Annotated in this window: 21 protein-coding genes; 16 read left to right on the forward strand and 5 right to left on the reverse strand. The window is 60.9% G+C overall.

Annotated elements, in window-relative coordinates:
- The 4 genes from AC6CHO_RS06755 to AC6CHO_RS06770 all read left to right on the forward strand — a co-directional run bounded on the left by AC6CHO_RS06755 (position 1) and on the right by AC6CHO_RS06770 (position 4,258).
- Positions 1–1,023 (forward strand): LacI family DNA-binding transcriptional regulator, encoded by a 1,023-nt coding sequence (locus AC6CHO_RS06755; protein WP_498214268.1) that lies wholly within the window; start codon positions 1–3, stop codon positions 1,021–1,023.
- 199 nt (positions 1,024–1,222) lie between these two features.
- Positions 1,223–2,218, forward strand: a complete 996-nt coding sequence (locus AC6CHO_RS06760) for a substrate-binding domain-containing protein (RefSeq protein WP_498214269.1) — start codon at positions 1,223–1,225, stop codon at positions 2,216–2,218.
- A gap of 72 nt (positions 2,219–2,290) precedes the next feature.
- Entirely contained in the window at positions 2,291–3,355 is a 1,065-nt protein-coding gene (locus tag AC6CHO_RS06765; RefSeq protein ID WP_498214270.1) for an ABC transporter permease, read from the forward strand.
- A gap of 18 nt (positions 3,356–3,373) precedes the next feature.
- Entirely contained in the window at positions 3,374–4,258 is an 885-nt protein-coding gene (locus tag AC6CHO_RS06770) for an ATP-binding cassette domain-containing protein (protein ID WP_444661378.1), read from the forward strand.
- 82 nt (positions 4,259–4,340) lie between these two features.
- Here AC6CHO_RS06770 and AC6CHO_RS06775 read toward each other — a convergent pair whose 3' ends face one another.
- Both AC6CHO_RS06775 and AC6CHO_RS06780 read right to left on the reverse strand, forming a co-directional pair.
- Positions 4,341–5,342, reverse strand: coding sequence for a Gfo/Idh/MocA family protein (locus AC6CHO_RS06775; RefSeq protein ID WP_498214271.1), 1,002 nt, complete (start codon positions 5,340–5,342; stop codon positions 4,341–4,343).
- 29 nt (positions 5,343–5,371) lie between these two features.
- The gene (locus AC6CHO_RS06780; RefSeq protein WP_498214272.1) at positions 5,372–6,256 is read right to left on the reverse strand and encodes a sugar phosphate isomerase/epimerase family protein; all 885 of its coding nucleotides are present in this window, start codon (positions 6,254–6,256) and stop codon (positions 5,372–5,374) included.
- A gap of 420 nt (positions 6,257–6,676) precedes the next feature.
- Here AC6CHO_RS06780 and AC6CHO_RS06785 point away from each other — a divergent pair, with 420 nt between their 5' ends.
- Positions 6,677–8,173, forward strand: coding sequence for a sugar porter family MFS transporter (locus AC6CHO_RS06785; protein ID WP_498214273.1), 1,497 nt, complete (start codon positions 6,677–6,679; stop codon positions 8,171–8,173).
- A gap of 279 nt (positions 8,174–8,452) precedes the next feature.
- Here the strand turns inward: AC6CHO_RS06785 and AC6CHO_RS06790 are convergent, their stop codons facing one another.
- Positions 8,453–8,728, reverse strand: coding sequence for a hypothetical protein (locus AC6CHO_RS06790; protein ID WP_498214274.1), 276 nt, complete (start codon positions 8,726–8,728; stop codon positions 8,453–8,455).
- A gap of 556 nt (positions 8,729–9,284) precedes the next feature.
- Between AC6CHO_RS06790 and AC6CHO_RS06795 the strand changes: the two genes are divergently transcribed.
- From AC6CHO_RS06795 to galK, 10 genes are all read left to right on the forward strand, one after another.
- Positions 9,285–10,346, forward strand: a complete 1,062-nt coding sequence (locus AC6CHO_RS06795; protein ID WP_498214275.1) for a LacI family DNA-binding transcriptional regulator — start codon at positions 9,285–9,287, stop codon at positions 10,344–10,346.
- Between the two features lie 160 nt (positions 10,347–10,506).
- On the forward strand, positions 10,507–12,120 hold the full coding sequence (locus AC6CHO_RS06800; protein WP_498214276.1) for a xylulokinase: 1,614 nt from the start codon (positions 10,507–10,509) through the stop codon (positions 12,118–12,120).
- A gap of 72 nt (positions 12,121–12,192) precedes the next feature.
- Entirely contained in the window at positions 12,193–12,870 is a 678-nt protein-coding gene (locus AC6CHO_RS06805; RefSeq protein WP_498214450.1) for an L-ribulose-5-phosphate 4-epimerase, read from the forward strand.
- Positions 12,871–12,877: 7 nt separating this feature from the next.
- Complete coding sequence (gene araA / locus AC6CHO_RS06810; protein ID WP_498214277.1) at positions 12,878–14,389, forward strand: L-arabinose isomerase; 1,512 nt, start codon at positions 12,878–12,880, stop codon at positions 14,387–14,389.
- Between the two features lie 184 nt (positions 14,390–14,573).
- Positions 14,574–15,743, forward strand: coding sequence for a multiple monosaccharide ABC transporter substrate-binding protein (gene chvE, locus AC6CHO_RS06815; protein WP_498214278.1), 1,170 nt, complete (start codon positions 14,574–14,576; stop codon positions 15,741–15,743).
- Between the two features lie 90 nt (positions 15,744–15,833).
- Entirely contained in the window at positions 15,834–17,372 is a 1,539-nt protein-coding gene (gene mmsA, locus AC6CHO_RS06820) for a multiple monosaccharide ABC transporter ATP-binding protein (protein WP_498214279.1), read from the forward strand.
- A complete protein-coding gene (mmsB, locus tag AC6CHO_RS06825) occupies positions 17,369–18,550 on the forward strand; it encodes a multiple monosaccharide ABC transporter permease (RefSeq protein WP_444661386.1) in 1,182 nt (393 codons plus the stop codon). Before mmsA ends, mmsB begins: the two co-directional genes overlap by 4 nt.
- 115 nt (positions 18,551–18,665) lie before the next feature.
- Entirely contained in the window at positions 18,666–19,610 is a 945-nt protein-coding gene (locus tag AC6CHO_RS06830) for an aldose 1-epimerase family protein (RefSeq protein ID WP_498214281.1), read from the forward strand.
- Positions 19,611–19,655: 45 nt separating this feature from the next.
- Positions 19,656–20,765, forward strand: a complete 1,110-nt coding sequence (gene galT / locus AC6CHO_RS06835; protein WP_498214282.1) for a galactose-1-phosphate uridylyltransferase — start codon at positions 19,656–19,658, stop codon at positions 20,763–20,765.
- Positions 20,762–21,958: a galactokinase gene (gene galK / locus AC6CHO_RS06840; RefSeq protein WP_498214283.1), complete on the forward strand. Its 1,197-nt coding sequence runs from the start codon at positions 20,762–20,764 to the stop codon at positions 21,956–21,958. The genes galT and galK overlap by 4 nt, the downstream gene beginning before the upstream one ends.
- Positions 21,959–21,983: 25 nt before the next feature.
- Here galK and AC6CHO_RS06845 read toward each other — a convergent pair whose 3' ends face one another.
- On the reverse strand, positions 21,984–23,750 hold the full coding sequence (locus AC6CHO_RS06845) for a GNAT family N-acetyltransferase (protein ID WP_498214284.1): 1,767 nt from the start codon (positions 23,748–23,750) through the stop codon (positions 21,984–21,986).
- A gap of 50 nt (positions 23,751–23,800) precedes the next feature.
- On the opposite strand from AC6CHO_RS06845, the gene AC6CHO_RS06850 reads away from it, so the two are divergent.
- Entirely contained in the window at positions 23,801–24,607 is an 807-nt protein-coding gene (locus AC6CHO_RS06850; RefSeq protein WP_498214285.1) for an alpha/beta fold hydrolase, read from the forward strand.
- Here AC6CHO_RS06850 and AC6CHO_RS06855 read toward each other — a convergent pair.
- Positions 24,604–25,632 (reverse strand): Gfo/Idh/MocA family protein, encoded by a 1,029-nt coding sequence (locus AC6CHO_RS06855; protein ID WP_498214286.1) that lies wholly within the window; start codon positions 25,630–25,632, stop codon positions 24,604–24,606. The genes AC6CHO_RS06850 and AC6CHO_RS06855 overlap by 4 nt on opposite strands.
- Positions 25,633–25,694 lie beyond the last annotated feature (62 nt).

Here is a 25,694-nt window from a genome sequence, read left to right on the forward strand (position 1 = left end):
ATGTTGCCGATGCCAAATCGCCGCCCCACTATCCGCGATGTCGCCAAGCACGCGGGGGTCTCCAAGTCCCTCGTGTCCTTGGTGCTCTCGGATCCCAGCAAGGTCAGTTCGCTGCGGCGTTCGCGGGTCGAGGATTCAATCCGAGAGCTCGGCTACCAGCCCAACTTGGCGGCCCGATCCTTGGTGGCGGAGAACCGCCACGCGATTGGCGTGGTCTTGGGCGAACTGCACAATCCGTGGGTGCTCGAAGTTGCCGAGGTGGTGCGCGAGCAGCTGCAAGTGGCAGGGTTCGACGTGCTGTTCAGTGCCGCGGCCATCCATGATGGACAGGGCATTGGCACGGCGGAGCTGCAAGCCCTGCGTGATCTGCGGGTCAGCGGGATCCTGGTCGTGGGCTCAGCTGATGACGCGGCCAGCTTTGAATCTGCGCTGGGTGAGACCCCCGCGGTATTCGTTGGCAGCGGGCGTGAGCCGCAAGCGAATACCGCAGTAGCGTCCATTGATGACGAGCAGGGGTTTGGTTTGGTGATCGACCATCTGGTCAGTGGCGGCAATGCGCAAATTACCCATATATCAGGTGGTTCTGGTCCAGTGGCCGCACTGCGTGAAGCCGCTTATCACCGGGCCATGCAGCGGCACGGCCTGCGCGAGCAGGTGCAGGTGGTGGAAGCTGGCCCAAGCCTTAAAGCCGGATATGAGGCCGTGGCTCAGTTGCTGGCATCCGGTAAGCGGCCACAAGCGCTGGCCTGCTTCAATGACCTGTGCGCCTTCGGCGCGATGCAGGCCCTGGACGAGGTCGGGGCCAGCGCTGCGGTGACGGGTTACGACAATATTTCCTTGTCATCTTTGGGGAGGATCTCGTTGACCAGTGTCGACTCTGATTCCCAAGATCTGGGCCGCGGAAGCGCGCGGCTCCTGCTTCATTTAATGCGCAACCCAGAAGGAAAATTCGCACGTCAAATAAAGATTTTGCCACGGATCATCGTGCGCGCATCATCCGAAGTGCCCCCGCGATCCCTATGAGGGTTCGGTGGATCTTCCACCTATTGCGAGAATCCGACTCCTCGTCTTCACATCCTTATGTCTTTACAAAGTCTTGACGGATTGCCTTCCGTGACGCACACTTTAGACATCTTGTGATTCAGGTCACGATAACTAGATCATTCGGCTCGCTCCTGGGGAGAATCGGGGTGTGCCGGCGGATTCCTGAAGGGGAAAAATAATGGGAAAGCCAACTTGGCGCAAACTCGCAATAACACTGGCCATCGTCCCGGCTCTGGGCTTGGCGGCCTGCTCGTCCACTGGAGGGCGGGCACCAGAACCTGAGGCCAACGGTGGCGGTGGCTCCGTAGCAACCACCGAACGCATCAAAGTTGCAGTCATCACCCACGCCGCACCCGGCGATACTTTCTGGGACATTATCCGCAAGGGAGCCGAAGAGGCAGCTGCCAAGGACAATGTTGAACTTCAGTACCTCAGCGACCCCGATGGCGGACGCCAGTCCCAGCTCATCGAGCAGGCGATTGACCAGGGAGTAGACGGCATTGCAGTAACCCTGGCCAAGCCGGATGCCATGAAGGGCGCGCTGAAAAAGGCCACCGACGCCGGGATCCCCATCGTCAGCCTGAATGCCGGTGAAGACCGGTTCAAAGACCTAGGCGTCTTCGCCCACTTCGGATCCAATGAGCAGCTCGCCGGCGAAGCGGCCGGTGAAAAGCTCAAGGAAGCCGGTCTCAAGAAGCCTATCTGCGTGATCCAGGAACAAGGACACGTTGGCCTTGAAGCCCGCTGCGCCGGTGTGAAGAAGGTTATCCCGGGCACCGAGGTGCTCTACGTCCAAGGCACCGATATGACGCAGGTTGAATCCACTGCCACGGCCAAGCTCCAATCCGACAAGCAGGCTGATGCCATCATCGGCTTGGGCGCTCCTTTCACCATGACCCTGCTCAAAGCCAAGGCGACGGCCAATTCGAAGGTTGAAGTCGCATCCTTCGACATGAACGCCCAGCTTGTCCAGGAAATCACCAAGGGCAACGTGCTGTTCACCGTGGACCAGCAGCCATGGTTGCAGGGCTACATGGCGGTTGATGCCCTGTGGCAGAACTACCGTGGCGGATTCACTATTGGCGGCGGACAGGCAACGTTGACCGGCCCTGCCATTGTCGATAAGGCCGTGGCAGAGAAAATCACCAGTTTCGCCGAAGAAGGCGTCCGCTAGCCACGTCCCCAGCGCGTGTCCTGCAGGTTGCAACAACCTGCAGGCACGCATCTTGGACACGGAGGAAAACTCATGTCATCACTAACAGCCTCACCCTCGCACAAGAAAAGCGCCGCTGAGCAAGACGAGCGAGTCGGCAAGAAAAGCACGCTATCCATTCTCCTGGGCCGCCCGGAGATCGGCGCCCTTGTAGGCGCCGTGGCACTGTTCGTCTTCTTTGCCATCGTCGCCCCGGTCTTCTTGTCCCCGGCCTCCCTGGCCACCGTCCTGTACGGCGCGTCAACCATCGGAATCATGGCAGTGGGCGTGTCATTGCTGATGATCGGTGGCGAATTCGACCTGTCCACCGGTGTCGCGGTGATCTCCTCGGCCCTGAGCGCCTCGCTGATTTCCTGGTATTTCGGCATGAATGTCTGGGTCGGTGTTGTCTTGGCGCTGGTCGTTTCGCTGCTGATCGGATTCATCAACGGAATCATCCTGATCAAGACCAAGCTGCCATCCTTCATCGTGACTCTGGCCAGCTTCCTGATGCTTACCGGCCTGAACCTGGGCCTGACCCGAGCCATCGGCGGCTCGGTCTCCTCTCCTTCCATTGCGGACATGGACGGTTTCCAAAGTGCCAAGGCAGTCTTCGCCTCATCGGTGAATATTGCCGGAATCGATGTGAAGGTGACTGTCTTCATCTGGATCGCCCTGGTCATCGTGGCCTCGTGGATCTTGCTCCGCACCAAAGTCGGCAACTGGATCTTCGCCATCGGCGGAGATGAAAAGGCCGCTCGTGCCGTCGGTGTTCCGGTAGTTCGCACCAAGATTGGCCTGTTCATGGCCGTCGGCTTCTGCGGCTGGGTCTTGGGCATGCACAACCTGTTCGCCTTCGACGCAGTGCAGTCAGGTGAAGGCATCGGCAACGAATTCCTCTACATCATTGCCGCGGTGATCGGCGGCTGCCTGCTCACCGGTGGCTACGGTTCAGCCATCGGTGGTGCCATCGGCGCCTTCATCTTCGGCATGGCCAATAAGGGCATCGTCTACGCCGATTGGAACCCGGACTGGTTCAAGTTCTTCCTGGGCCTGATGCTGCTGCTGGCCACGGTTGTGAACATCGTGGTGAAAAAGCGCGCGGAATCCAGCAAGTAGGAAGCCAAGGACATGATCATGAAAAATCGACAGAACAAGAAGGCCGAAGAGCTGCTCGAAAAGCTCGAGCCCAAAACCAGCGACAACCTGCTGACACTCAAGGGCGTCGGCAAGCACTATGGCAGCATCATCGCCCTGCGAGGTGTGGACATGGTGGTTGACCCGGGCAAGGTGACCTGCGTGCTCGGCGACAACGGCGCCGGAAAGTCCACGCTGATCAAGATCATCGCCGGACTGCACCAGCATGACGAGGGCGAGTTCAACCTGCATGGCTCTGCCATCAAGCTCAAGAGCCCGCGCGTCGCACTGGATGCCGGCATCGCCGCGGTATACCAGGATCTAGCTGTTGTTCCGCTGATGCCGATCTGGCGCAACTTCTTCCTTGGCTCGGAGCTCACCACCGGTGCAGGTCCATTCAAGAAGCTTGATGTGCAGAAGATGAAGGACATCACCAAGCAGGAGCTCTCCGACATGGGGATCGACCTGCGCGACGTGGAACAGCCGATCGGCCAGCTCTCAGGTGGTGAACGCCAGTGTGTTGCCATCGCCCGTGCAGTGTATTTCGGGGCCAAGGTCTTGATCCTCGATGAGCCAACGGCCGCCTTGGGCGTCAAGCAGTCGGGTGTGGTGCTCCGCTACATCCTGCAGGCGCGCGACCGCGGGCTGGGCGTCATCTTCATTACGCACAACCCCCACCACGCATATCCGGTGGGCGACTCGTTCCTGCTGCTCAAGCGCGGACGCTCCATTGGGTACTACTCCAAGTCGGAAATCACCGTCGAAGAGCTGACCGCCCAGATGGCCGGTGGCGCCGAATTGGCCGAGCTGGCTCACGAGCTCGAACAACTTGGCGGGCACGCCGAGGAACTGGCTGAAGCCGAGGCAGGCGCAGCCCCCAACTAGCAGCCTGAGGCAATCAATGCCCAAATGGCCCGGTCCCTTTCACCATGGTGAAAGGGACCGGGCCATTTGGCTGCTGCGGCACCTATAGCGAGTAGTCGATCATTTCGCTGCGTCCCGAAGCTGCGGAACGAACCGCCGCCTGGGCGATGGCCTGGGACTTGAGGCCTTCGCGAAGAGTAATGGGCACTTCGCGATCGTCCTCCAGGGCCTGGACAAAGGCGCCCAGGCTCGCAGCGTACGTTGGCTGGACCCTGTCGAACCAGTTTCCGTGCAGGCCGTGAGACTGCGCTTGCTGTCCTTGGAACAAGGTGACGTGGCCCGAACGCTGCCGCTCGGATTCCGCCATGCCCTCCGACCCCAATGCCTCGATGCGTTCGTCGTAGCCGTAATTTGTGTGGCGCACGCAATCGATTTGCGCCAGCGCCCCATCGGGAAAGAGCAGCGAGCTGATCGAAGTATCCACGTCCCCGAAATCTGCGATCTCGGGAGCGGCCAAGGCCGAGCCGTAGGCATGGATCTTCACCGGGTCCTGCCCGGTGATCCAGCGGGCCAAATCATAAAAATGGACGGCCTGGTCGCGGAATTGGCCGCCGGAGCTTTTCAGGTAGTCCACCGGCGGCAGCGCTGGCCCGCGCGAGGTGAGCTGGAGCAGCGCGACATCTCCGATTCTTCCGGTGTGCACGAGCTCTTTCAGCTCTGCATGGGCGCGATCAAAACGCCGATTGAAGTTCACCATGGCCTTGATTCCAGCGCGTTCCACGCAGGCCACCGTTGATTTGGCGGTTTCCAGGTCCAGGTCGATTGGCTTTTCAACCAGTGCTGCCAGGCCTGCGTCGGCGGCATGACGGAGGTTCTGCGCGTGGGAATCGGTGGATGAGGCGATGAAAACCGCATCAAGGTCATTGTTCTCGAAGACTTGATCAAGTGATGCTGCCGCGTTGGCGCCATGTTGTTCGGCCAGCATGGTGGCGCGTTGGAAGTCGATGTCGTAGACCAGCTTGAATTCAACATCTGGGTGCGAAGCCAGGTTGTGTGCGTGCACTGAGCCAATGAAGCCAGCGCCGATCAAGGCAAATTTTTGCATTTTTGGGATCCGTAAGAAGTAGCTGGCAGTTAGGAAATCATGATGTCCAGAAGGTTGCGCATGGTGCTGGCAACCTTGTGGAAGTCGTGTTCATTGGCGCGGTCGGAGAACATCTCGGACACCCACCATCCGTCGTAGCCGGTGGATTTGATGGCATCCACCCACTGCTGCAGTGGAATGGCGCCACCGCCGATCACGACATTGCGGTGCACGTCTTGGGCGGGAACTTCGCGTTCGCGGTCCAGATCCAGGCCGTCGGAAATATGCGCGGCCTTGATGAGTTCCTTGGGCAGGGCAGCGACCTCTTCCAAGGTGTCGCCGACAGTCCAAAAATGCCAGGTGTCCAAGGCGATTCCAACGTTCTCGCGGCCGCAGCGTTCAATGATTTCCAGAGCCTGGCGGCAACGGTTGATGTTGGACCATGCCAGGGGCTCCAGGTAGATCTCCAACCCGTGATCAGCGGCGATATCGGCTGCAGCACCGACGTTGTCTGCTGCAACGGCAAGTGCTTCCGACTCTGGAAGACCAAGGGTTCCGCGGTAGCGGCCATCGGAATCGGCAAGGCGTCCGGCCTTGAAATCCTTGACCACGTTCCAGTCCACCGGCCCGGTGCACATTTGAAGGATCGGCGCGCCGACCACTGTGGCGATTTCGGCCATCCGCTGGACTTCGCGGAGCATCTGATCGCGAGCTGTGCCCTGGCGTTCAAGGTCGAGGACCGCGCCGATTCCTGTTACTTCGAGTCCGGTGAGCATTTCTGGAAGTGTGTATACCGAGTAGCCGGCGTCAAGATAGCGATAGAGTTTCGGGCTTTGCAGTTCGATGCCGCCGAATCCTGCCGACCGGGCAGCAGCAATGTCGGTTGCCACGTTTCCGTAAAAACTTGTTGTGACATTCATGGAGAGTTTTGCCACGGGTCCTCCTTGGGTTTGGCAGGGCTGAAATCAAGTTCATATGTACAGTTGTCAGTACAAAGACTATTAGAAATCATAGGCCCGTATCCCACTGGAAAGATAGGCGTTGATGTCCAATTTTTGCTGGGATGGGCGCAATTCTTGGAATCACAGAAAGCGCTGTTGAACAGGACTCCAAGGAGACGGAGCAGCGAGCTTGGATGAGCGCGCATTGGATGAAACTATTAGGTGGGCAAGGCGGTGCAACCGGCCGCCGAGAGAACATCAAGACCATGACGAATAACGTGGAATTTGGGGTTCAGGCACAAATGGCCACTCTGTCCCGACCGTGCTGCACCGAGTGAAAGCGAGCGGTGCGCAGGGGAATTAGCCACGGCTCCGGGCCAAAGAGCTTTTTACCGGTAGACCAGAGGAGTATCTATGCCCAACGCGCGGAATCTTGCTGCCGACTCGATCCTGCCGCCCCTGACCACTGGACCGCACTCTAAACGACTTGGCTTGATCTCTACTATCGCCTGCTTTGGCGGCCTGCTCTTTGGATACGACACCGGTGTTGCAAATGGTGCTGAAGGCCCGATGGCAATGGAGCTGGGACTGAATCTCTTGCAAGTTGGCGTCGTGATCAGTTCTTTGGTTTTTGCGGCAGCGGTTGGTGCGCTCGTTGCGGGACAAATCGCTGATTCATGGGGCAGACGCAAAACCATCATTGCGCTGGCCGTGCTGTTCTTTGTCGGAACCCTGTTTGTAGTGTTCTCTCCCGCGAGCCCGGAAGCGGGAACGTTCTCTCCAGCAGGGTTCAGCGTTCTGATCGCCGGAAGAATCATGCTCGGGCTGGCCGTGGGTGGTGCATCCACCGTGACTCCGGTTTACCTGGCCGAAATGGCGCCGTACGAGATACGCGGCTCCATCACCGGCCGCAACGAGTTAGCCATTGTTTCTGGCCAGCTAGCTGCTTTCGTGATGAACGCAGTTTTAGACACCTGGCTTGGTGAAAGCATGGACGGTGTCTGGCGCATCATGTTCTCCATTTGTGCGTTGCCATCTTTGGCTCTGTTCTTCGGGATGTTGCGCATGCCCGAATCTCCTCGTTGGCTCGTGGAGAAGGGCGACTACGACAAGGCGCTTGATGTGCTGAAGACTGTGCGGTCACCTGCACGGGCGCTCGCCGAGGCCCGCGAAATCCAGGCTGTCACCGATAGTGAACAACGGAAGAACACGCCCATAGGCATCAAAGCGGTGTTGGCTAACAAGTGGTTATTGCGCATTGTTGGCGTTGGCATCGGCGTGGCGACCATGCAGCAGCTCACCGGGATTAACTCAATCATGTACTACGGAACACGGGTACTGGAAGAGGCCGGCATGACAACGCAGCAGGCGGTCTTGGCCAACATCGCTTTTGGCGTAGTTGCTGTGATTGGTGGCGTGATTGCTTTGCGCAATATGGACCGGCTTGATCGCCGAACAACATTTATGATCGGTCTGTCTCTGACCACCACTTGTCATTTGTTAGTGGCCTTCGCCAGCCTGCTGTTGCCGGTAGGAAGTGCGCTGCGCCCTATTGTCATCCTGATTTTGGTAGTGGCTTTTGTGGCTTCGATGCAGACTTTTTTGAGCGTTGCTGTTTGGGTTTGGTTAGCTGAAATTTTCCCCTTGCACATGCGCGGCTTGGGTATTGGCATCTCGGTGTTCTTTGGGTGGGGAACCAACGGTGTACTGACACTCTTCTTCCCTTCGTTGGTCTCTGGCGTTGGAATCACTGGCTCCTTCTTTATCTTTGCCGGTGTTGGAGCAGCGGCCCTGTACTTCGTAGTTACCCAAGTTCCAGAAACTCGTGGGTGGCCCTTGGAAGTAATCGAAGAAGCTGTTTCTAGCGGAGCAATTTTCCAGGCCAAGTCCGCGGAAATCGCCCAGCGATAGAAGCACACCACCTCTGATGCTTATCGGGCACCGAATGACGCGGTCAGGTATTTCACGCTTCGTGAGGTGATGGACTTTTTTGCCGCTCAAGTCAAAGTGTTCCAGGGACAATAGCAAGAGGCTGAATGCTCGTTGAAGAGATATCCGCACATCTCATCGGCTTGTTGAATTTGGTGCTCACGGCTACCGCAATTGGAAAGGCCGAGTCACTAACATTCGCCTGAAATTCGTGGAACGTGTTTCTTAGGAATCGTCACCTGACCGCACACGCAAGAGGAGTCACTTTTGGCGCAGATTTCTTCCTTGAATAATACGTTCTAGGACAGTGATGTATAGCAATGCCACGATTAAACCGAAGGTCGAAGGTAGCACCGAAAGGACGATGTCCTCATCATATCCCGAGGGCATAAGGTAAGCGACAGCAAACTTTACAACAGAAAACACGGCGATGGACGTCAGCAACACAATCGTGATGCTACGGCGCGAGGCAAGTCCGAAAAATTGTGTATTCGGGTTTCGCTTGCCTGCGTTTTTGATTCCGTGCCAACTGAACATGGTTCTACTCCTTCAGGGTTTAAAGGTATTGATACACGATGCCGCCGAGGCAAGTGACTACGGCAAGAATGCCGATTCGGCGAACCAAGAATTTGATCGCTTTGTCCCAGCTCGAGAAAGTTGCTTCCAATACACCCCATACGGTGAACGTTGCTGGCTGAATCCCCAGGCATCCAGCCATGACTTTCTTAAAGTGTTCGCGGGGTGTTGGATCCGCTACGATCCCGTATCAAGTTCCTGTCGTACGATCGAAATTTTGAAGTAAATTTATCGCTTTTTATTGAACTTTCTTGTACGTATAAGGTCATGTCAAATCGATGATTTCGGCACAACCTATAAAAGTAGTAATCTAAGTTAATAATTAATCTTACGTGCGATTCATGAGGATTTTGTGATGCTGGGACAGTGGATTTTGCGTAGTTTCCAATGGCGGCATGCTGAAGCGAGACACGGCTAATCGTTAAAGGGCCGCCAGGATCCATATCTTTGCGACCTTCCGGTGGTGCGAGGGCGGAGATGCGGGTTCTTGCTGGTGCGGTCAGCGATCTTTGCAATAATGACCGTTGTGAACATTGCTCAGCCCGGTGAAGGGCGCCCAGGAAACCGACCCCCGTCGATGGCGGATGTGGCGGCCATGGCAGGGGTGTCCCATCAGACGGTCTCCCGCGTGCTCAACGACCATCCAAATGTCAGAGAGGGAACCCGCGACCAGGTGATGGAAGCCATCCGCCAGCTCGGCTATCGCCGCAATCGAGCCGCGCGTGCACTGGCCACATCGCATTCCAGCACCATTGGCATCCTCACCGTCGGCAGCGAATTTTTCGGGCCCCAATCCACCGTGCTGGCCATCGAGGCCGCTGCCCGCGCGCAGGGATACTTCGTGACTGTCACCGCGCTGGACCGCTATGACGCGCACAGCGCGAGCGAAGCGCTCAGCCATCTGGTGGACCAGGGTGTTGATGGCGTGGTGATGGTTGCGCCTTTCGAGAAAGTGATCGACGCGCTGGATGATGCTGCGCTGACAATTCCGGTGGTGGTCGTAGCCGCCCGCACTTTGGTGCCCGCCTCGGATCCGGCACATTACGTGTACATCGACCAGCGCGAAGGCGCGCGAATGGCCACCGGTCACCTTCTGGCCTTGGGCCACCGAAAGATCGCACACATTTCCGGTCCGAGCGGCTGGTTCGATGCGACCGAACGCCAGGTTGGCTGGCAAGAAAAAATGCTGGAAGCCAAAGCTCCGGTCATCGAGGTGCCCGCCGAATCCTGGCTGGCGCCCAGTGGCTACGAGGCGGGCAAGCGATTGGTCGATTCGGTGCGAGCTGGCGAAGTCACCGCAGTATTCGCCGCCAATGACTACCTGGCCACCGGCGTTCTGCGAGCCTTCTGGGAAGCCGGGCTCGAAGTGCCCAGTGATGTTTCGGTGGTCGGGTTTGACGACCTGCAAATCTCGAACTTCCTCATCCCGTCCCTGACTACCGTGCGCCAGCCGTTCCGCGATGTGGGCCATGCGGCGCTGACGGAATTGCTGGAAGGCGCCATGACGGACAAGGCCCCGAAGGTGATTGCTCCAACGCTGGTAATCAGGGCGAGCACCGCACCGCCAAAGCCCCGCTAGGCCAGCTCTTCATTTCCCGAACCTGGGATCCGGTGTTGCGCATCACAAATTGTTAGCGCTAACATTACATCGAGGTTTTGTTCTGTCCGCGCATTTTCGCGAGTGGAGCAGGCAACGATGGCAGAGGCGCTGCTCACCGAGCTGTGCGAACGGAGAATTCATGGCAACACAGCTCAACGGGACAGCCGCCCGCGAGGTCATCAGCAACGGCCAGGCCGTGCTGGGCATCGAATTCGGTTCAACGAATATCAAAGCCAGCCTGATCGGACCCGATCACCAGCAGCTTGCCAGTGGCAGCCATGCCTGGGAAAACCAATACCAGGACAAGAGCTGGACCTACTCCCGCGAAGCCATCATCGCCGGTCTGCAGGACTGCATGGCCCAGGTGCTTGCAGACGCCCAGGAACGCCACGGGGTGCGCCCAACACGGCTTGGCGCCATCGGGATTTCCGCGATGATGCACGGCTACCTGGCCTTCGACGCCGACGGCGAACTGCTCGTTCCGTTCCGGACCTGGCGCAACACCTCCACCGCAGAAGCGGCGGCGTTGCTCAGCGAAGAGCTGCACTTCAATATCCCGCAGCGCTGGTCCGTGGCGCATTACTTCCAAGCTTTGCTCAATGGCGAAGAGCATGTGCCTGCAGTGGCCCGGCTGAACACCCTGGCCGGGTTTGTCCACGAGCTGCTCTGTGGCAAATTTGTGCTCGGCGTCGGCGACGCGGCCGGAATGTTCCCCGTTGACCCGGCGACCGGCAGCTACGACGCTACGATGCTCTCGGCCTTCGATGCGCTGGCAGCGCAACACGGCGCCACCGCCGAACTGGCCTCGTTGCTGCCCGCTGCGCTGCCTGCCGGAGCCGACGCCGGCACGCTCACCGAAGCAGGCGCATTGCTACTTGATCCCACCGGCCAACTGCAAGCCGGCAGCCCGCTGTGCCCGCCAGAAGGGGACGCCGGAACCGGCATGGTAGCCACCAATTCGGTCGCCCAGCGCACTGGCAACATCTCCGCAGGAACCTCCATTTTTGCCATGGTGGTCCTCGACGCGCCGCTGGCCGAAGTTCACCATGAAATCGACGTGGTCACCACGCCCGATGGCCATCCGGTAGCCATGGTCCACTGCAATAACGGCGCCAGCGAATTTGCCGCCTGGGCCCAGGTCTTCGGGCAGTTTGCGCAAGCGCTGGGCAGCGAGGCCGACGACAATGCGGTTTTCGAAACCCTGCTGCGTTCCGCCCTCCATGGTGCTGCCGACGGCGCGGGGCTCCTGGCCTACAACAATCTTTCAGGTGAACCGGTGGCGAATTTGGCTGAAGGACGCCCGGCGATCCTGCGCACCCCGGACTCCGTGCTGAATTTGCCCAATCTCATGCGAGTGCAGGTCTATGCCATGTTCGCCACCCTGAGCCTCGGGCTCCGGGTGCTGGCCGCCGAAGGTGTTGAGGTCAAGCAGATGTTTGCCCATGGCGGTATCTTCCGCACCGCAGGGGTAGCCCAGCGGCTGCTGGCCGCGGCGACCAACACCCCCATCCTCGTCGGCGACAGCGCCGGACACGGGGGAGCGTGGGGCATCGCAGTCTTGGCGGCCTATCGCCAGCGGGTGCTCGAAGGCCTGCAGGCCGCGCTACCCGAATTCCTGGACTCCGAGGTCTTTGCCGGTGCCGAACTGAGCCTGGCCGAGCCAGTGGAGGAAGACCGTGCAGGATTCGAGGCCTACCTGAAAACCTACGAAGCCGGCCTGGCCATCCAACGCACCGCAATTACCGCCATCTAGGCACCACGCAGCTTTGGACGAAAAGAGATACCGATGAATCAACAACGAACCTTGGACAGCTACCCGCAGTCGATGCGCGATGAGATCCAGCGGGTGCGCCAAGTCGTCGCCGACCTGCATGCGGAACTTCCGCGCTATGAACTGGTGGTCTGGACCGCTGGCAACGTCTCCCAGCGGGTGCGCCACCCCGAGGTGGCCGATGGCAGTGCCGACCTCTTCGTGATCAAGCCTTCCGGGGTCTCCTATGATGACCTGACCCCCGAATCCATGGTGGTTTGCACCCTCGATGGGCAACTGCTGGAAGGCGGGCACGCGCCCTCCTCGGATACTGCGGCCCACGCCTACACCTACGAGCACATGCCAGAAGTCGGCGGCGTGGTCCACACCCACTCCACCTACGCCACCGCATGGGCGGCCCGCGGCGAAGAAATTCCCTGCGTGCTGACCATGATGGCCGACGAGTTTGGCGGCCCCATCCCCGTTGGCCCCTTTGCGATCATCGGCGATGACTCCATAGGCCGCGGAATTGTCTCCACGCTGCGCGACTCGCGCAGCCCCGCGGTGCTCATGGCCAGCCACGGACCCTTCACCATCGGCAAGGACGCGCGTGCCGCCGTCAAAGCAGCGGTGATGTGCGAGGAAGTGGCCCGCACCGTGCATATCGCCCAGCAGCTCGGGGACCCGCAGCCAATCGACCCCGCAAAGATCGACTCGCTCTACGAGCGCTACCAGAACGTTTACGGACAGTAAGGACATCATGGCCAAGGCATACAACGACAAGGAAATCTGGTTCTTCACCGGAAGCCAGGACCTCTACGGCGAGGAGACCCTGCGCCAGGTGGCCCAGCAATCCACCGAGGTAGCGCAGGCATTGGACGCCTCCACCGAGGTCGCGGCGAGGATCGTTTGGAAGCCGGTGCTCAAGGACTCCGACTCCATCCGCCGCGCAATGCTCGAAGCGAATTCGGATGACAACGTCCTGGGCGTCATCACCTGGATGCACACCTTCAGCCCGGCCAAGATGTGGATCAACGGACTGAAGGCCCTGCAAAAGCCGCTGCTGCACCTGCATACCCAGGCCAACGTGGAACTGCCGTGGGATTCCATCGACTTCGATTTCATGAACCTGAACCAGGCCGCGCACGGCGACCGCGAATACGCCTACCTGGCTACCCGCTTGGGGGCATCGCGCACCACCGTGGTGGGCCACGTATCCAACCCGGCGGTAGCCCGCCGCGTGGGCACCTGGATCCGCGGGGCCGCCGGCTTCAACGCCGTGCAGAACCTGAACCTGGTCCGCTTCGGCGACAACATGCGCAATGTTGCCGTGACCGAGGGGGACAAGACCGAGGCCGAGATCCGCTTCGGCGTCTCGGTGAACACCTGGGCGGTCAATGATCTGGTCGAGGCGGTGGAAGCTGTAGCCGAGACCGATATCGACGCTCTGGTGGCCGAGTACGAGCGCGACTACGACGTCGTGGAAGAACTGCGCGCTTCCGGCGCCCGCCACGAGTCGCTGCGCTACGCGGCCCGCCAGGAAATCGCGCTGGAAACCTTCCTGCGCGAGGCCAACGCCATGGCCTTCACCACCAATTTCGAGGATCTTGGCGGGTTGCGCCAGCTGCCAGGGCTGGCAGTGCAGCGCTTGATGGGCAAGGGCTACGGCTTTGGCGCGGAGGGCGATTGGAAGACCGCGGTGCTGGTGCGCGCGGCCAAGGTCATGGGCCAGGGGCTGCCAGGCGGCGCCTCGTTGATGGAGGACTACACCTATGACCTGACCGAGGGCAAGGAGCTGATTCTCGGCGCGCATATGCTGGAGGTCTGTCCCTCGCTGACCACCGCCAAGCCACGCGTGGAAATCCACCCGCTTGGCATTGGCGGCCGCGAAGATCCGGTGCGCATGGTCTTCAACGCCGACGCCACCGAGGGTGCCGTCGTGGTGTCCATGGCCGATATGCGCGAGCGTTTCCGCCTGACCGCCAACGTGGTTGACGTGGTGGTCCCGCCGGCCGATCTGCCGAACTTGCCGGTAGCCCGCGCCGTGTGGAGCCCGCGCCCGAACTTCAACGTGTCGGCCGAATCCTGGCTTGCTGCCGGCGGGGCGCACCACACGGTGATGTCCACCGCCGCGGGCATCGAGGCCTTTGAGATCTTCGCTGAAATCGCTGGGACCGAATTGCTGGTCATCGACGAGGAGACCACTCGCCGGAACTTTGCCCAGCAGATCCGCGTGAACCAGAGCTACTACCGCTTGGCTCAGGGTTTTTAGCTGTCGGCCGTTGTCCCGCGGTTTTTTGCGCTGGCGGGGCCCGCTGACAGGGCTCAGCCAGCGCAATGAGTAAGGAATCTTAATTTATCTTCAATTAGGGGTGGCGCAACTTACTTTGTTAGCGCTAACATGGTGTGAGCCCCATCTCACTCGCAGAGTGTGGCAAATTTTCAAGGAGGAAAAGATGGCATGGAATAACTGGACCCGCAAGGCTGCGGCGACTGTTGGTTCCCTCGCGCTGGTTACCGCAATGGCAGCCTGTGGCGGCAGCGGCGCAGGTGGCGGTGCAGGCGCCGGCGACGGAGAATCGAAGGCACCGGAGGATATCCAGGTTGGAGTGGCAATGCCTACCGAAACCTCGGAGCGCTGGATCGCCGATGGCGCAGCCGTCAAGAAGCAGCTGGAAGAAGCTGGCTACAGCGTCGACCTGCAGTTCGCCAATGACGACATCCCAACCCAGCAGCAGCAGATCGACCAGATGATCACCAAGGGCGACGACATCCTGGTGGTGGCCTCGATTGACGGCACCGCGCTGTCGACCCAGCTGCAAGCCGCGGCAGATGCCGGAATCCCGATCATCTCCTACGACCGCTTGATCAACGGCACCGAGAATGTCGACTTCTACGTCACCTTCGACAACTACAACGTCGGCGTGCAGCAGGCCACCTCGCTGCTGACCGGGCTTGGCTTGCTGGATGCAGAGGGCAAGAAGACCGATAAGAAGGGCCCGCTGAACGTCGAGCTCTTCGCCGGTTCCATCGACGACAACAACGCGCACTTCTTCTGGAAGGGCGCCATGGACACGCTCAAGCCATTCCTGGATGACAAGACCCTCGTGGTGAAGTCCGGCCAGACCGACATCGAGCAGGCAGCCACCCTGCGCTGGAGCCAGGAAGAAGCCCAGTCGCGCATGGAAGACCTGATCACCGCACACTATGCCGGCGGCAAGACCAAGATCGATGGCATCCTCTCGCCATTTGACGGCATCTCCCGCGGCGTGATCACCGCCCTGTCCAACGCCGGCTACGGCAAGTCGATGAAGGCAGGCCTGCCGGTTGTCACCGGACAGGACGCCGAAATCGCCTCGGTGAAGCTGATTGATGACGGGGTCCAGTACTCCACCATCTTCAAGGACACCCGCAAGCTGGCCACCCAGGCCGTTGAAGCCGTCAAGGCCTACGCCGGTGGCGGCGAGCCGGAAGCCAACGACACCGAGACCTACGACAACGGCAAGAAGGTCGTCCCTTCCTTCCTGCTGGATTCGGACATCGTGGTCAAGGACAACATCAAGTCCCTGCTCGTTGACTCCGAGTACTACACGGCAGAAGAAGTAAAGGCCGGCCGCAGCAAGTAGCCTCCCGCACCCAGCGCCGGCCGCAGCATCACGATGTTGCGGCCGGCCGCGGGCCGGGTGCTCATCGCACATACCAAGGACGTCTGCACTATGGACACCACCATCCTGCAAATGCAGGAGATCACCAAGACTTTCCCCGGGGTCAAGGCGCTGGACGGCGTCAACCTTTCGGTTCGCAAGGGCGAAATCCACGCCATCTGTGGCGAAAACGGCGCCGGCAAATCCACCCTCATGAAGGTGCTCTCCGGGGTCTACCCGCACGGCAGCTACGAGGGCCAGATCATTTTCGAAGGCGAGGAACTCAAAGCCTCGAATATCAAGGATTCCGAAGCCCAGGGCATTGTGATCATCCACCAGGAACTGGCCTTGGTGCCCTACCTGTCGGTGGCCGAGAACATCTTCCTTGGCAATGAGACCGCCCGCAGCGGCTTCATCGACTGGAACGAAACCAACCACCGTGCCGCCGAACTGCTCTCCCGTGTCGGCCTGGATGAACTTCCGGTCACCCCGGTAGGCCAGCTGGGCGTCGGCAAGCAGCAGCTGGTGGAAATCGCCAAGGCGTTGAGCAAGAACGTGAAGCTGCTGATCCTGGACGAACCCACCGCGGCACTGAACGACGATGACTCCGAGCACCTGCTGAACCTGCTGCGCGGACTGCGCGAGCAGGGCATCACCTCGATCATCATTTCGCACAAGCTCGGTGAAATCGAGGACATCGCCAATACCACCACCATCATCCGCGATGGCCAGTCCATCGAAGCGCTGGATATGGCCGACCCGGCCTCCAACCAGAACCGAATCATCCGCGGCATGGTCGGCCGCGAGCTGTCCTCGCGCTACCCGGAACGCGAGCCGAAGATCGGCGATGTGGTCTTCGAAGTGCGCGACTGGTCGGTGCAGCACCCGGTGCAGCAGGAGCGCACCGTGGTGGATCACGCCTCGCTGAACGTGCGCGCCGGAGAAATCGTCGGCATCGCAGGGCTCATGGGCGCCGGGCGCACCGAGCTGGCGATGAGCGTCTTCGGCCACAGCTACGGCCGGAATATCACCGGCAGCGTGCTGATGGACGGAAAGGTCGTGGATACCTCCACCGTGGGCAAGGCCATCAAGGCCGGCATCGCCTACGTCTCCGAGGACCGCAAGAAGTTCGGGCTGAACCTCATCGAGGATATCCGTGTGAACACCACTGCGGCCGGTTTGGGGAAGATCTCCTCCAACGGGTTCGTCAACTCCAACCGCGAAATCCAGATCGCCGAGCACTACCGCAAGTCCATGCGCATCAAGACCCCCAACGTCATGGCCAAGGTCGGCAACCTCTCGGGCGGCAACCAGCAGAAGGTGGTGCTGGGCAAATGGCTGCACACCGCACCCGAGCTGCTGATCCTCGACGAGCCAACCCGCGGCATCGATGTCGGCGCCAAGTACGAGATCTACACGATCATCAACGAGCTGGCCGCGGCCGGCAAGGCAGTGCTGGTGATCTCCTCCGAGCTGCCCGAGCTGCTGGGCATCTGCGACCGCATCTACACGCTGGCCTACGGCCGGCTGACCGGTGAACTGCCACGGCACGAAGCCAACCAGGAACGCCTCATGGAACTCATGACCATCGAGAAGGAAAGCACCCGATGACCATCACAAGCGAGCTGAAGGATATCTTCACCAAGAACCTGCGCACCTCGGGCATTTACATTGCCTTTGTGCTCATCGTGGTGCTGTTTGCCATCCTGACCAACGGGCTGCTGCTCAGCCCGACCAATATCACCAACATCGTCCTGCAGTACTCCTACGTGCTGGTGCTGGCCCTGGGCATGATCATCGTGATCGTCGCCGGCCACATCGATCTGTCCGTCGGCTCGCTGGTCGCCTTGACCGGCGCCGTGTCCGCGGTGCTGATCATCAAGCACGACATGCCATGGTGGGCCGGCATGCTTGCCGGCATCGCCGTCGGCGCGCTGTGCGGCCTGTGGCAGGGCTTCTGGGTGGCGTATGTGGGCATCCCGGCCTTCATCGTGACCCTGGCGGGCATGCTGCTCTTCCGCGGCCTGACCTACGAAGTGCTGAACAACGTTTCGCTCTCGCCATTCCCTGGCGAATACGGCCAGATCGCCGGCGGATTCCTCAACGGCCTGCTCGGAGGCTACGGTTTTGACACCTTCACCCTGGTGATCGGCGTCATCGCGGTGGCCGGACTGATCTACTCGCAGTGGCGCACCCGCCAGGGCCGTGTGAAGTACGGGCAGAGCGTTGAATCCCTGGCCATGTTCCTGGGCAAGAACGTCCTCTCGGCCATCATCATCCTCTGGTTCTTCTGGCAGATCGCCACCAGCCGGGGCATGCCGATCGTGCTGATCATCCTGGCCGTGCTGATCCTGGGGTACCACGTACTGACCACCCGCACCGTCTTCGGCCGCCATGTCTACGCCATCGGCGGCAACCTGTCGGCAGCCAAGCTCTCGGGCGTGAACGTCAAGAAGATCAACCTGTGGATCTTCATCAACATGGGCCTGCTTTCGGGCATCGCCGGCGTGGTCTTCTCCTCGCGCTCCAACGGCGCCCAGCCCGGTGCCGGCAACATGTTCGAGCTGGATGCCATCGCGGCCTGCTTCATCGGCGGCGCCTCGACCACCGGTGGCGTTGGCCGGGTGACCGGAGCCATCGTCGGTGGCCTGGTCATGGCGGTGCTCTCCAACGGCATGCAGCTGATGGGCGTGGGCGCTTCCACCCAGCAGATCGTCAAGGGCATCGTGCTGCTGCTGGCAGTGGCCTTCGACATCTACAACAAGCGACGCGCAGGCGCCGGCAACTAGGCCGAGGCCCGCGCAGAGCATGGCTGGGCCCTTCCGCACCGATGTGTGGGAGGGCCCAGCGTGTGCCACGAGCTCCAAAAACCGGACCAGCACAGAAAGAGGAACCATGCCCAGCATGAGCGAACCCCAGCTGACCAGCGCCAATGGCCAGGTGGTGGCTTTGGCCGCCCACGGCTTCATCGCAGAATTAGCCAGCGTTGGCGCCACCCTGGTCAGCCTGGAGCACCAGGGCAGGCCGCTGGTCCGGGCCTTTGATCCGCAGCAGCCCCGTCCAGTCTTCTCCGGGGCGATTCTTGCTCCCTGGCCCAACCGCGTAACCGATGGACGCTACACCTGGGATTCGGCGCAACTGCAGTTGCCGATCACCGAACCGGTACGGGGGCATGCCCTGCACGGGCTGGTGGTCGACACCGGCTTCACCTTGGCCCAGCACGGTCATGATTCTGCGGAATTCCGCACCACCATCACGCCGAGCGAAGGCTACCCCTTCGAGGTGCAGCTGGTGATCAGCTACCAGCTGGAGCCAGAGGGGCTGCGCACCACCGCCACCGCCACCAACCTCGGGGCCGAAGCGGCGCCTTTCGGCTGGGGGTCGCACGCCTACCTGGTGGCCCCGGGCGGAAAGGCCGATGCCTGGACGCTGAGCCTGCCGGCGCACGAGGTCCAGCTGACCGAGGGTGCGCGCCTGCTGCCCAGGCAGGTCGTCGCGGTGGCCGGCACCGAACTGGATTTCCGTGCCCCGCGGACGCTGGGCACCACCTTCATTGACCATGCCTACACCGGCCTGGAATTCGACGGCGAGAAGCTGGCCCGGGCGGTTCTTACCGATGAGCACGGCGTGGGCTCGCAGATCATCTGGGATGAGGCCTGCGGCTGGGTGCAGGTGCACACCGCCGACCGCGATGAGCCGGCCTTGAACCGTACCGGCTTGGCCATCGAACCCATGACCTGTCCGCCGGGGGCCTTTAATTCCGGCCAGGACGTGATCCGGCTGGAACCGGCCGCCACCCACCAGGCCAGCTGGCTGATTGGCCCGGTACAGGCCAACTGGGCTGGCTAACCTGTTCTAGACCACTGAACTCAAGAAGCATCTGGAGACATTGCCATGCCGCAGGGCAACGCAGCACATGAAGCAACCCACCGGGTTCACCACCTCGCCGACGGGCGCCAGGCCATCTTCTTCGCGGATGCATCGGGCGCAGTGCCTGAGGCGGTGCATGACACCCGGGCCTTGGACCCGCGCGGTGACCCCGGGGAACTGCGCTACGACAGATTGACCGGCGACTGGGTGGCGGTGGCGGCACACCGCCAGTCACGCACCTACCTTCCGCCCAAGGACCAGTGCCCGCTGTGCCCGAGCGTTGACGGGCGTCTGAGTGAAATCCCGGCCGAAGATTTTGATGTTGTGGTTTTCGAGAACCGCTTCCCTTCCCTCGGCCCGGTACTGGGGAAGATTCCGGAGCATGCCAAGGAACAGGCTCCGCTGCCGGCCTATGGCCGCTGCGAAGTCGTGGTGTTCACCCCTGACCATGCCGGATCCTTTGCCTCGCTGAATGACGAGCGCGCCCGCACCGTCGTGCAAGCATGGGCCCAGCGCACCGAAGAGCTTTCCGCCATGGAAGGCATCGCCCAGGTCTTCCCATTTGAGAACCGCGGGCAGGATATTGGCGTGACCCTGCATCACCCCCACGGGCAGATCTATGCCTATCCGTACCTGACGCCCACGGCCCGCAAGATGGCTGATCAAGCGGTCCAGCATCTTGAATCCACCGGCCGAACGCTGATGGGCGACATCCTCGAATTTGAACAGGCGGAAGGCACGCGCATGGTCGTACAGGGCGAGCACTTCTCGGTCTTTGTCCCCTACGCGTCACGCTGGCCGTTGGAAGCCCACCTTGTCCCACACCGCCATGTGCCGGATTTTGCGGCCTTGAGCGAAGAGGAAAAAGACGAATTGGCGATCATGTATCGGGATCTGCTGCGCCGTTTTGATGCACTCTATGACTCGCCAACCCCATATATCGCAGCCTGGCACCAGGCGCCACTGGCCGCCAGGGAACGCGCTGCATCCCGGTTGCACCTGCAGCTGACCAGCCCGCGGCGAGCCGAAGACAAGTTGAAATTCTTGGCTGGATCCGAGGCAGCCATGGGCGCTTTCATCAATGACATTCCGGCCGAAGCAACGGCTGCACGATTGCGCGAGGTGACCCTGTGAGCATTAGCGACAGCAAAGACCACGCAGCGCGCGTCAGCGCACTGCGCGACAAGTTCACCAAGACCTTTGGGCATCACCCGGAAGGCATCTGGCGTGCGCCGGGACGTGTGAACCTGATTGGGGAGCACACCGACTACAACATGGGCTACGTCCTGCCCTTTGCCATCGACAAGAATGCCCTGGTGGCCATTCGCCGCAAGTCCCAGTTGGAACCGGAAAACACCTCTCTGGACTTCGCCTCGACCTATGGCGGCGGAGAATCCATACCCGTCACCTCGATTACCATCGACGAGCTGGTGCCCAAGGCCGTGCCTGGCTGGGCTGCTTATCCGGCGGCGGTGGTGTGGGCATTGAACCAGCTGGAAGGTGTCGAACTGGCCGGTCTTGAGTTGTTGGTGGACTCGGATGTTCCGGTGGGTTCGGGCTTGTCCTCTTCCCACGCGCTGGAAGTCGGAACCATTGTTGCCCTCAACGACCTCTATGAGCTCGGGCTGTCGCTCACGCAAATGGCCCAGCTGACACAGCGGGCCGAGAATGAATTTGTGGGTGCTCCGACCGGGATTATGGATCAGAGCGCTTCACTGATGTCCCATGCGCAGCATGCATTGTTCCTGGATTGCCGTTCCATGGAAGCACAGACGGTGCCATTGCCGTTGGCCCAGAATGATGATGTGGTCTTGGTGATTGATACCCGGGTGGAGCATTCGCATGTTGATGGCGGGTACGCGGCCCGCCGGCGCAGCTGTGAGCAGGCCTGTGAATTCTTGGGGGTGGAAGCGCTTCGGGATGTGGACAGTGTTGAAGGGCTTGAAGCCATCGAAGACCCGGTGATCAAGCGCCGCGCAAAGCACATTGTCACCGAGAACCAACGCGTTCTTCAGACCGTGAAAGTCCTGGGCGAGGGAGACCTTGAAGCGGTCGGCGAGCTCCTGTACCAGTCCCACGTATCCATGCGTGATGACTACGAGATCTCCAGCGAAGAACTTGATGCCGCGGTGGAAGCATCGATGGGTGCTGGGGCGATTGGAGCCCGGATGACCGGCGGTGGTTTTGGCGGAAGCGCTATTGCCCTGATTCGCCGTGAACAGGTGGAACCGGTCAGCCAAGCGGTGCTGGCCGCCTTTGAACAGGCAGGTTATGTGCAGCCGAATATCTTCACCGTGGTTGCCGACGAGGGCGCAGGACGAGCTTAGGCCGGCTGCGTCCTCGGCCAGCACCTCAGAGCTGCAGCTTGAGCCCTACATGGCTCTGCTCGTAGCCCAGGCGTGCATAAAACGCATGGGCCTTGAGCCTTGACGAATCGGTAGTCAGCTGTGCAAGCCGCGCTCCGCGAGCCCGGCCATGCGCATGAGCCCATTCGAGCATCGCCCGCCCGACGCCCTGGGACCTATCGCTGGCAGCTACGCGCACGCCTTCGATCTGCAAGCGCGTGGTGCCCTTGCGGGACAGCCCAGGGATGATCGATAGCTGCATCGTTCCGACGACGGTGTCTTTTTCATCGCGCACCACCGCTAGATAGTTTGACCAGTCGCGGCTGATCTTGTCGAAGGCCCGTTCGTAGGCCACCAGTTCCTCGCCTTCGCGGGCGGCTCCCAACTCGTCATCCGAAAGCAATGCGACAATGGCTGGTACATCGGAGCGCTCGGCACGCTGCACTCGGTAGCTGCGCTCGCCGAGGCGGAGCAATCCGCCCACCGATGCCCGGGCCTGGGAACGAAGCTTGAGGATCAGCGCATCCAGCCATCCGCCCACATGCTCACGGCCTTCGGGAGTATCCGGGTAGCGGCACCGCAGGTGCAGCCCGGCGTCATCGAGGATGAACCACAGCATCACCCCGTCAGTGCGGATGCTGGCGCCAATGTACTGGGCTTCTAGGCCGATGGAATCAACTCGAACCGGAAGCCTGCGCAGGTCCAACCAGGAAATGGCGAACATGCCAGGCGCCTCGGGCATCCCTCCCCACGGTTCGAGTATTTCCTCCAATGGCCATGAGCCAAGCCGTACCGCTTCCTTGACTGCGGCCGCGCAGGCGAGCGGGGACGGATCTGAAGATTCGATGACCGAGTTGGTGATGAACCAGCCCACGGAGTCGTCCCATTGGTGATCGTAGCGGCTGTGCACGGGGAAGACTGCCCGCAGCGGGGCCTGGGCGAGATCCAGGGTCACCGAGGTCATCGCAGAGATGACAGCGGTCAGCGTGGAGACAGAATCCTCTTTGGCCTGGGCCGCAAAGGCGGCGCTGTCATCCACATCCAAAACATCGCGGACCTCTACCCGTTCTGCGTGGGGCACTGGTTCGCCTAGCGGCAGCGGGAAGCGGGGCATGACCGAACCACTGGCATCCAGCACCTCTGCCCACCGCTGGTGGACCTCGCGTGGGGCGCGTTCGCGTTCGGCCAGGGCCCGGGTGTGCTCGGTGAAGCTTGCCGCGGCCAGTGGCTGCGGCACCACATCATCATCGGAGAGCCCCAATGCCCGCAGCAGGTCACGCACGATGACCAGCATCGACCACATGTCCACATGCGAATGGTCCGAGGCGATGACGACCGTCGACTCCAACGCGGTCTCCAGCAGGCACAACCGATGGGACGGGGCATTAAACGGCGAGCAAGCCTGGTCAAAAACGTCCCGAAGCGCATCGTTCATCGACTGCCCGCTGGCTACCGGGTGCTGTGTCCAAGCCCCGGGCGACACCTTGATCTCTTCAAGACGCAGCTCGCCCTGCTCATCGTGGCTGAAGGCAGAGCACAAGGTTCCATGGCGGTTGACGACTTCCAGCCACGCGGCGGCTAGCTCATCCAGCGCCACCTTGGCGGGCAATCGGAAGCTGATGGCCATCCATGATCCCGGGCGCTGGCCAAGCGAGACATGACGTCGCTGGTCAAAGGAAATCGGCAGCTCAATTCCGGTGCGCTGGACAGCGACGTCGTACCCGTGCAACTTTCCAAAAGGCAACCGTAACTGTGCGACGTTCGTCAGTCTCATGGCGTTATCCTATTACCCAAGATTGACTATGACGGAAGCGAACTTGGATTATGGCGAAATTTAGTGTTCAAGGCGCTGATCTTGGAGTAGAACTCAGTGATGAAGGCGGGCATCCGGTAGTCCAGCTACATGGCTTGACCTCAAGCCGGGCACGCGACCGCCTGCTGAATTTGGATTTAGGCCGAGGGCTCAGCGGCACTCGGCTGCTTCGCTATGATGCGCGCGGGCACGGTGAATCAACTGGGCGTGCAGTGGCTGAAGACTACGAGTGGAAGCACCTCGCCGATGACCTGCTGGATCTGCTGCACGAGTACTTCCCTGGCGAAAAAGTCTACGGGGTAGGCCCGTCGATGGGTTGCGCCACCCTGCTGTACGCAGCGATCAAGGAACCCGAGCGCTTTTGCGGGTTGACGCTTCTGCTTCCGCCCACGGCGTGGGAGTCCCGCAAGGCGAAGTCCCAAGCTTATGCGAACCACGCCCGGGTGCTGGAAACCGAGGGCTGGGATGCCTTCATCCAGGCGGATCTCAATCAGCCGGTCCCTCCAGCCACCATCGGAAATCCCGTGACTGTGCCGGATAATCCTCCGGAGCTGCTGCCCGCCATTTTCCGAGGAGCTGCCGCCAGCGATTTGCCCCAGCTTGCGGATCTGGCACGTGTCACCGTTCCAACGCATATTCTTGCGTGGACCGAGGACCCCTCCCATCCGGTGGCTACCGCACAAGCCCTGTTGTATGCGTTGCCCCAGGCGAGGCTGCAAGTTGCGAGCACGCGCGGCGAAGTGAATGCCTGGCCGCAGATCTTGATGGATGATGTGGCCAAGCATGGTGCCCCGCATCCCGCGGAGCCGATCCACTAGCCGCTGCGAAGCTCGGCCGCGATGCGGTCCATGGTCTGCGCGATGGCCAGCGATTCATCCAGCGGCATGACAGGGGATTCGAGCAGGCCTTCGCCGATGCACTGGGCAACATGGGCGGCTTCCCAACCAAGGCCAGTGGCAGCAGAGCGCTCGCTGAATTCCTGGCTGTCGGCGATGCTGCCATCGCAGTTGCGCAGCACGAGCCGTGAACCGGCAAAAATGGGGCGCTGCACTTCGAGGGTCGCGTCGGTGCCGGCAATCCAGGCGCTCTGCGGTGAATCAGTTTCAATGCTGCTGAACACGCTGGTCGTGGATCCGTCCTGGTTGGCAAGCACTGCCGTGAACGATGCGTCGACACCCGTCTCGGTCATTCGCCCCGAAGCGTGAAGCAGCTGCCGAACCGGGGAGACCATGCCACTGAATGCAATCGGGTAAATGCCAACATCAAGCAAGGCGCCGCCACCCAGGGCAGGATCGTAGATCCGCGAAGCGGGATCAACTGCAAATTTCGCTCCGAAATCGGCGTTAATGGAGATGACCCGCCCGAGCAGCCCAGACTCGATGACCTGGGCGATCACGTTGCCCACGGGCAAAAGACGCGACCACATGGCTTCCATGGCAAAAACGCCGGCAGCCCTGGCCGCGGTGATCACCTGCTGGGTTTGCCCGGCGTCCAGGGTCATCGGCTTTTCCACCAGGACATGTTTCCCGGCGTTGACGGCCCTGATGGCTAGTTCAGCGTGGCCGCTATGGGGGACCGCAATGTAGACAACATCTACCGATGGGTCGTTAAGCACCTGGTCATAGGAATCATAGGCCCGCGTCTTGCTGTCACCATGCCTCTGGGCAAACTGTGCCGAGCGCTCCTGGCTGCGCGAACCAACTGCGGCAATGCGGCTCCGGGTCAAGGTGTTTAGCGAGGTAGCGAATTGTTCGGCAATCCAACCCGGGCCCAGGATTCCCCAATTCAACGCTGGCGCCGTTAATGGTTGCGGCAGAGCCGGCTTGGGCAAGGCTAAGGGCACAGGGACTCCATCGAGAAGCGTTCGGGTGACTGGTAATTACCCTAGTGGCCGGAATCATTTTG

Source organism: Glutamicibacter sp. GQ173, from assembly GCF_059759215.1.

Bases quoted from the DNA above. Each gene is read 5' to 3' on its own strand.
- araA (WP_498214277.1), top strand. From the start codon at position 12,878: ATGGCCAAGGCATACAACGACAAGGAAATCTGGTTCTTCACCGGAAGC.
- AC6CHO_RS06785 (WP_498214273.1), top strand. From the start codon at position 6,677: ATGCCCAACGCGCGGAATCTTGCTGCCGACTCGATCCTGCCGCCCCTG.
- AC6CHO_RS06850 (WP_498214285.1), top strand. From the start codon at position 23,801: ATGGCGAAATTTAGTGTTCAAGGCGCTGATCTTGGAGTAGAACTCAGT.
- AC6CHO_RS06770 (WP_444661378.1), top strand. From the start codon at position 3,374: ATGAAAAATCGACAGAACAAGAAGGCCGAAGAGCTGCTCGAAAAGCTC.
- AC6CHO_RS06795 (WP_498214275.1), top strand. From the start codon at position 9,285: ATGACCGTTGTGAACATTGCTCAGCCCGGTGAAGGGCGCCCAGGAAAC.
- AC6CHO_RS06765 (WP_498214270.1), top strand. From the start codon at position 2,291: ATGTCATCACTAACAGCCTCACCCTCGCACAAGAAAAGCGCCGCTGAG.
- AC6CHO_RS06755 (WP_498214268.1), top strand. From the start codon at position 1: ATGTTGCCGATGCCAAATCGCCGCCCCACTATCCGCGATGTCGCCAAG.
- mmsB (WP_444661386.1), top strand. From the start codon at position 17,369: ATGACCATCACAAGCGAGCTGAAGGATATCTTCACCAAGAACCTGCGC.
- AC6CHO_RS06775 (WP_498214271.1), bottom strand. From the start codon at position 5,342: ATGCAAAAATTTGCCTTGATCGGCGCTGGCTTCATTGGCTCAGTGCAC.
- AC6CHO_RS06790 (WP_498214274.1), bottom strand. From the start codon at position 8,728: ATGTTCAGTTGGCACGGAATCAAAAACGCAGGCAAGCGAAACCCGAAT.
- AC6CHO_RS06805 (WP_498214450.1), top strand. From the start codon at position 12,193: ATGCGCGATGAGATCCAGCGGGTGCGCCAAGTCGTCGCCGACCTGCAT.
- chvE (WP_498214278.1), top strand. From the start codon at position 14,574: ATGGCATGGAATAACTGGACCCGCAAGGCTGCGGCGACTGTTGGTTCC.
- AC6CHO_RS06845 (WP_498214284.1), bottom strand. From the start codon at position 23,750: ATGAGACTGACGAACGTCGCACAGTTACGGTTGCCTTTTGGAAAGTTG.
- AC6CHO_RS06760 (WP_498214269.1), top strand. From the start codon at position 1,223: ATGGGAAAGCCAACTTGGCGCAAACTCGCAATAACACTGGCCATCGTC.
- AC6CHO_RS06830 (WP_498214281.1), top strand. From the start codon at position 18,666: ATGAGCGAACCCCAGCTGACCAGCGCCAATGGCCAGGTGGTGGCTTTG.
- galT (WP_498214282.1), top strand. From the start codon at position 19,656: ATGCCGCAGGGCAACGCAGCACATGAAGCAACCCACCGGGTTCACCAC.
- mmsA (WP_498214279.1), top strand. From the start codon at position 15,834: ATGGACACCACCATCCTGCAAATGCAGGAGATCACCAAGACTTTCCCC.
- AC6CHO_RS06800 (WP_498214276.1), top strand. From the start codon at position 10,507: ATGGCAACACAGCTCAACGGGACAGCCGCCCGCGAGGTCATCAGCAAC.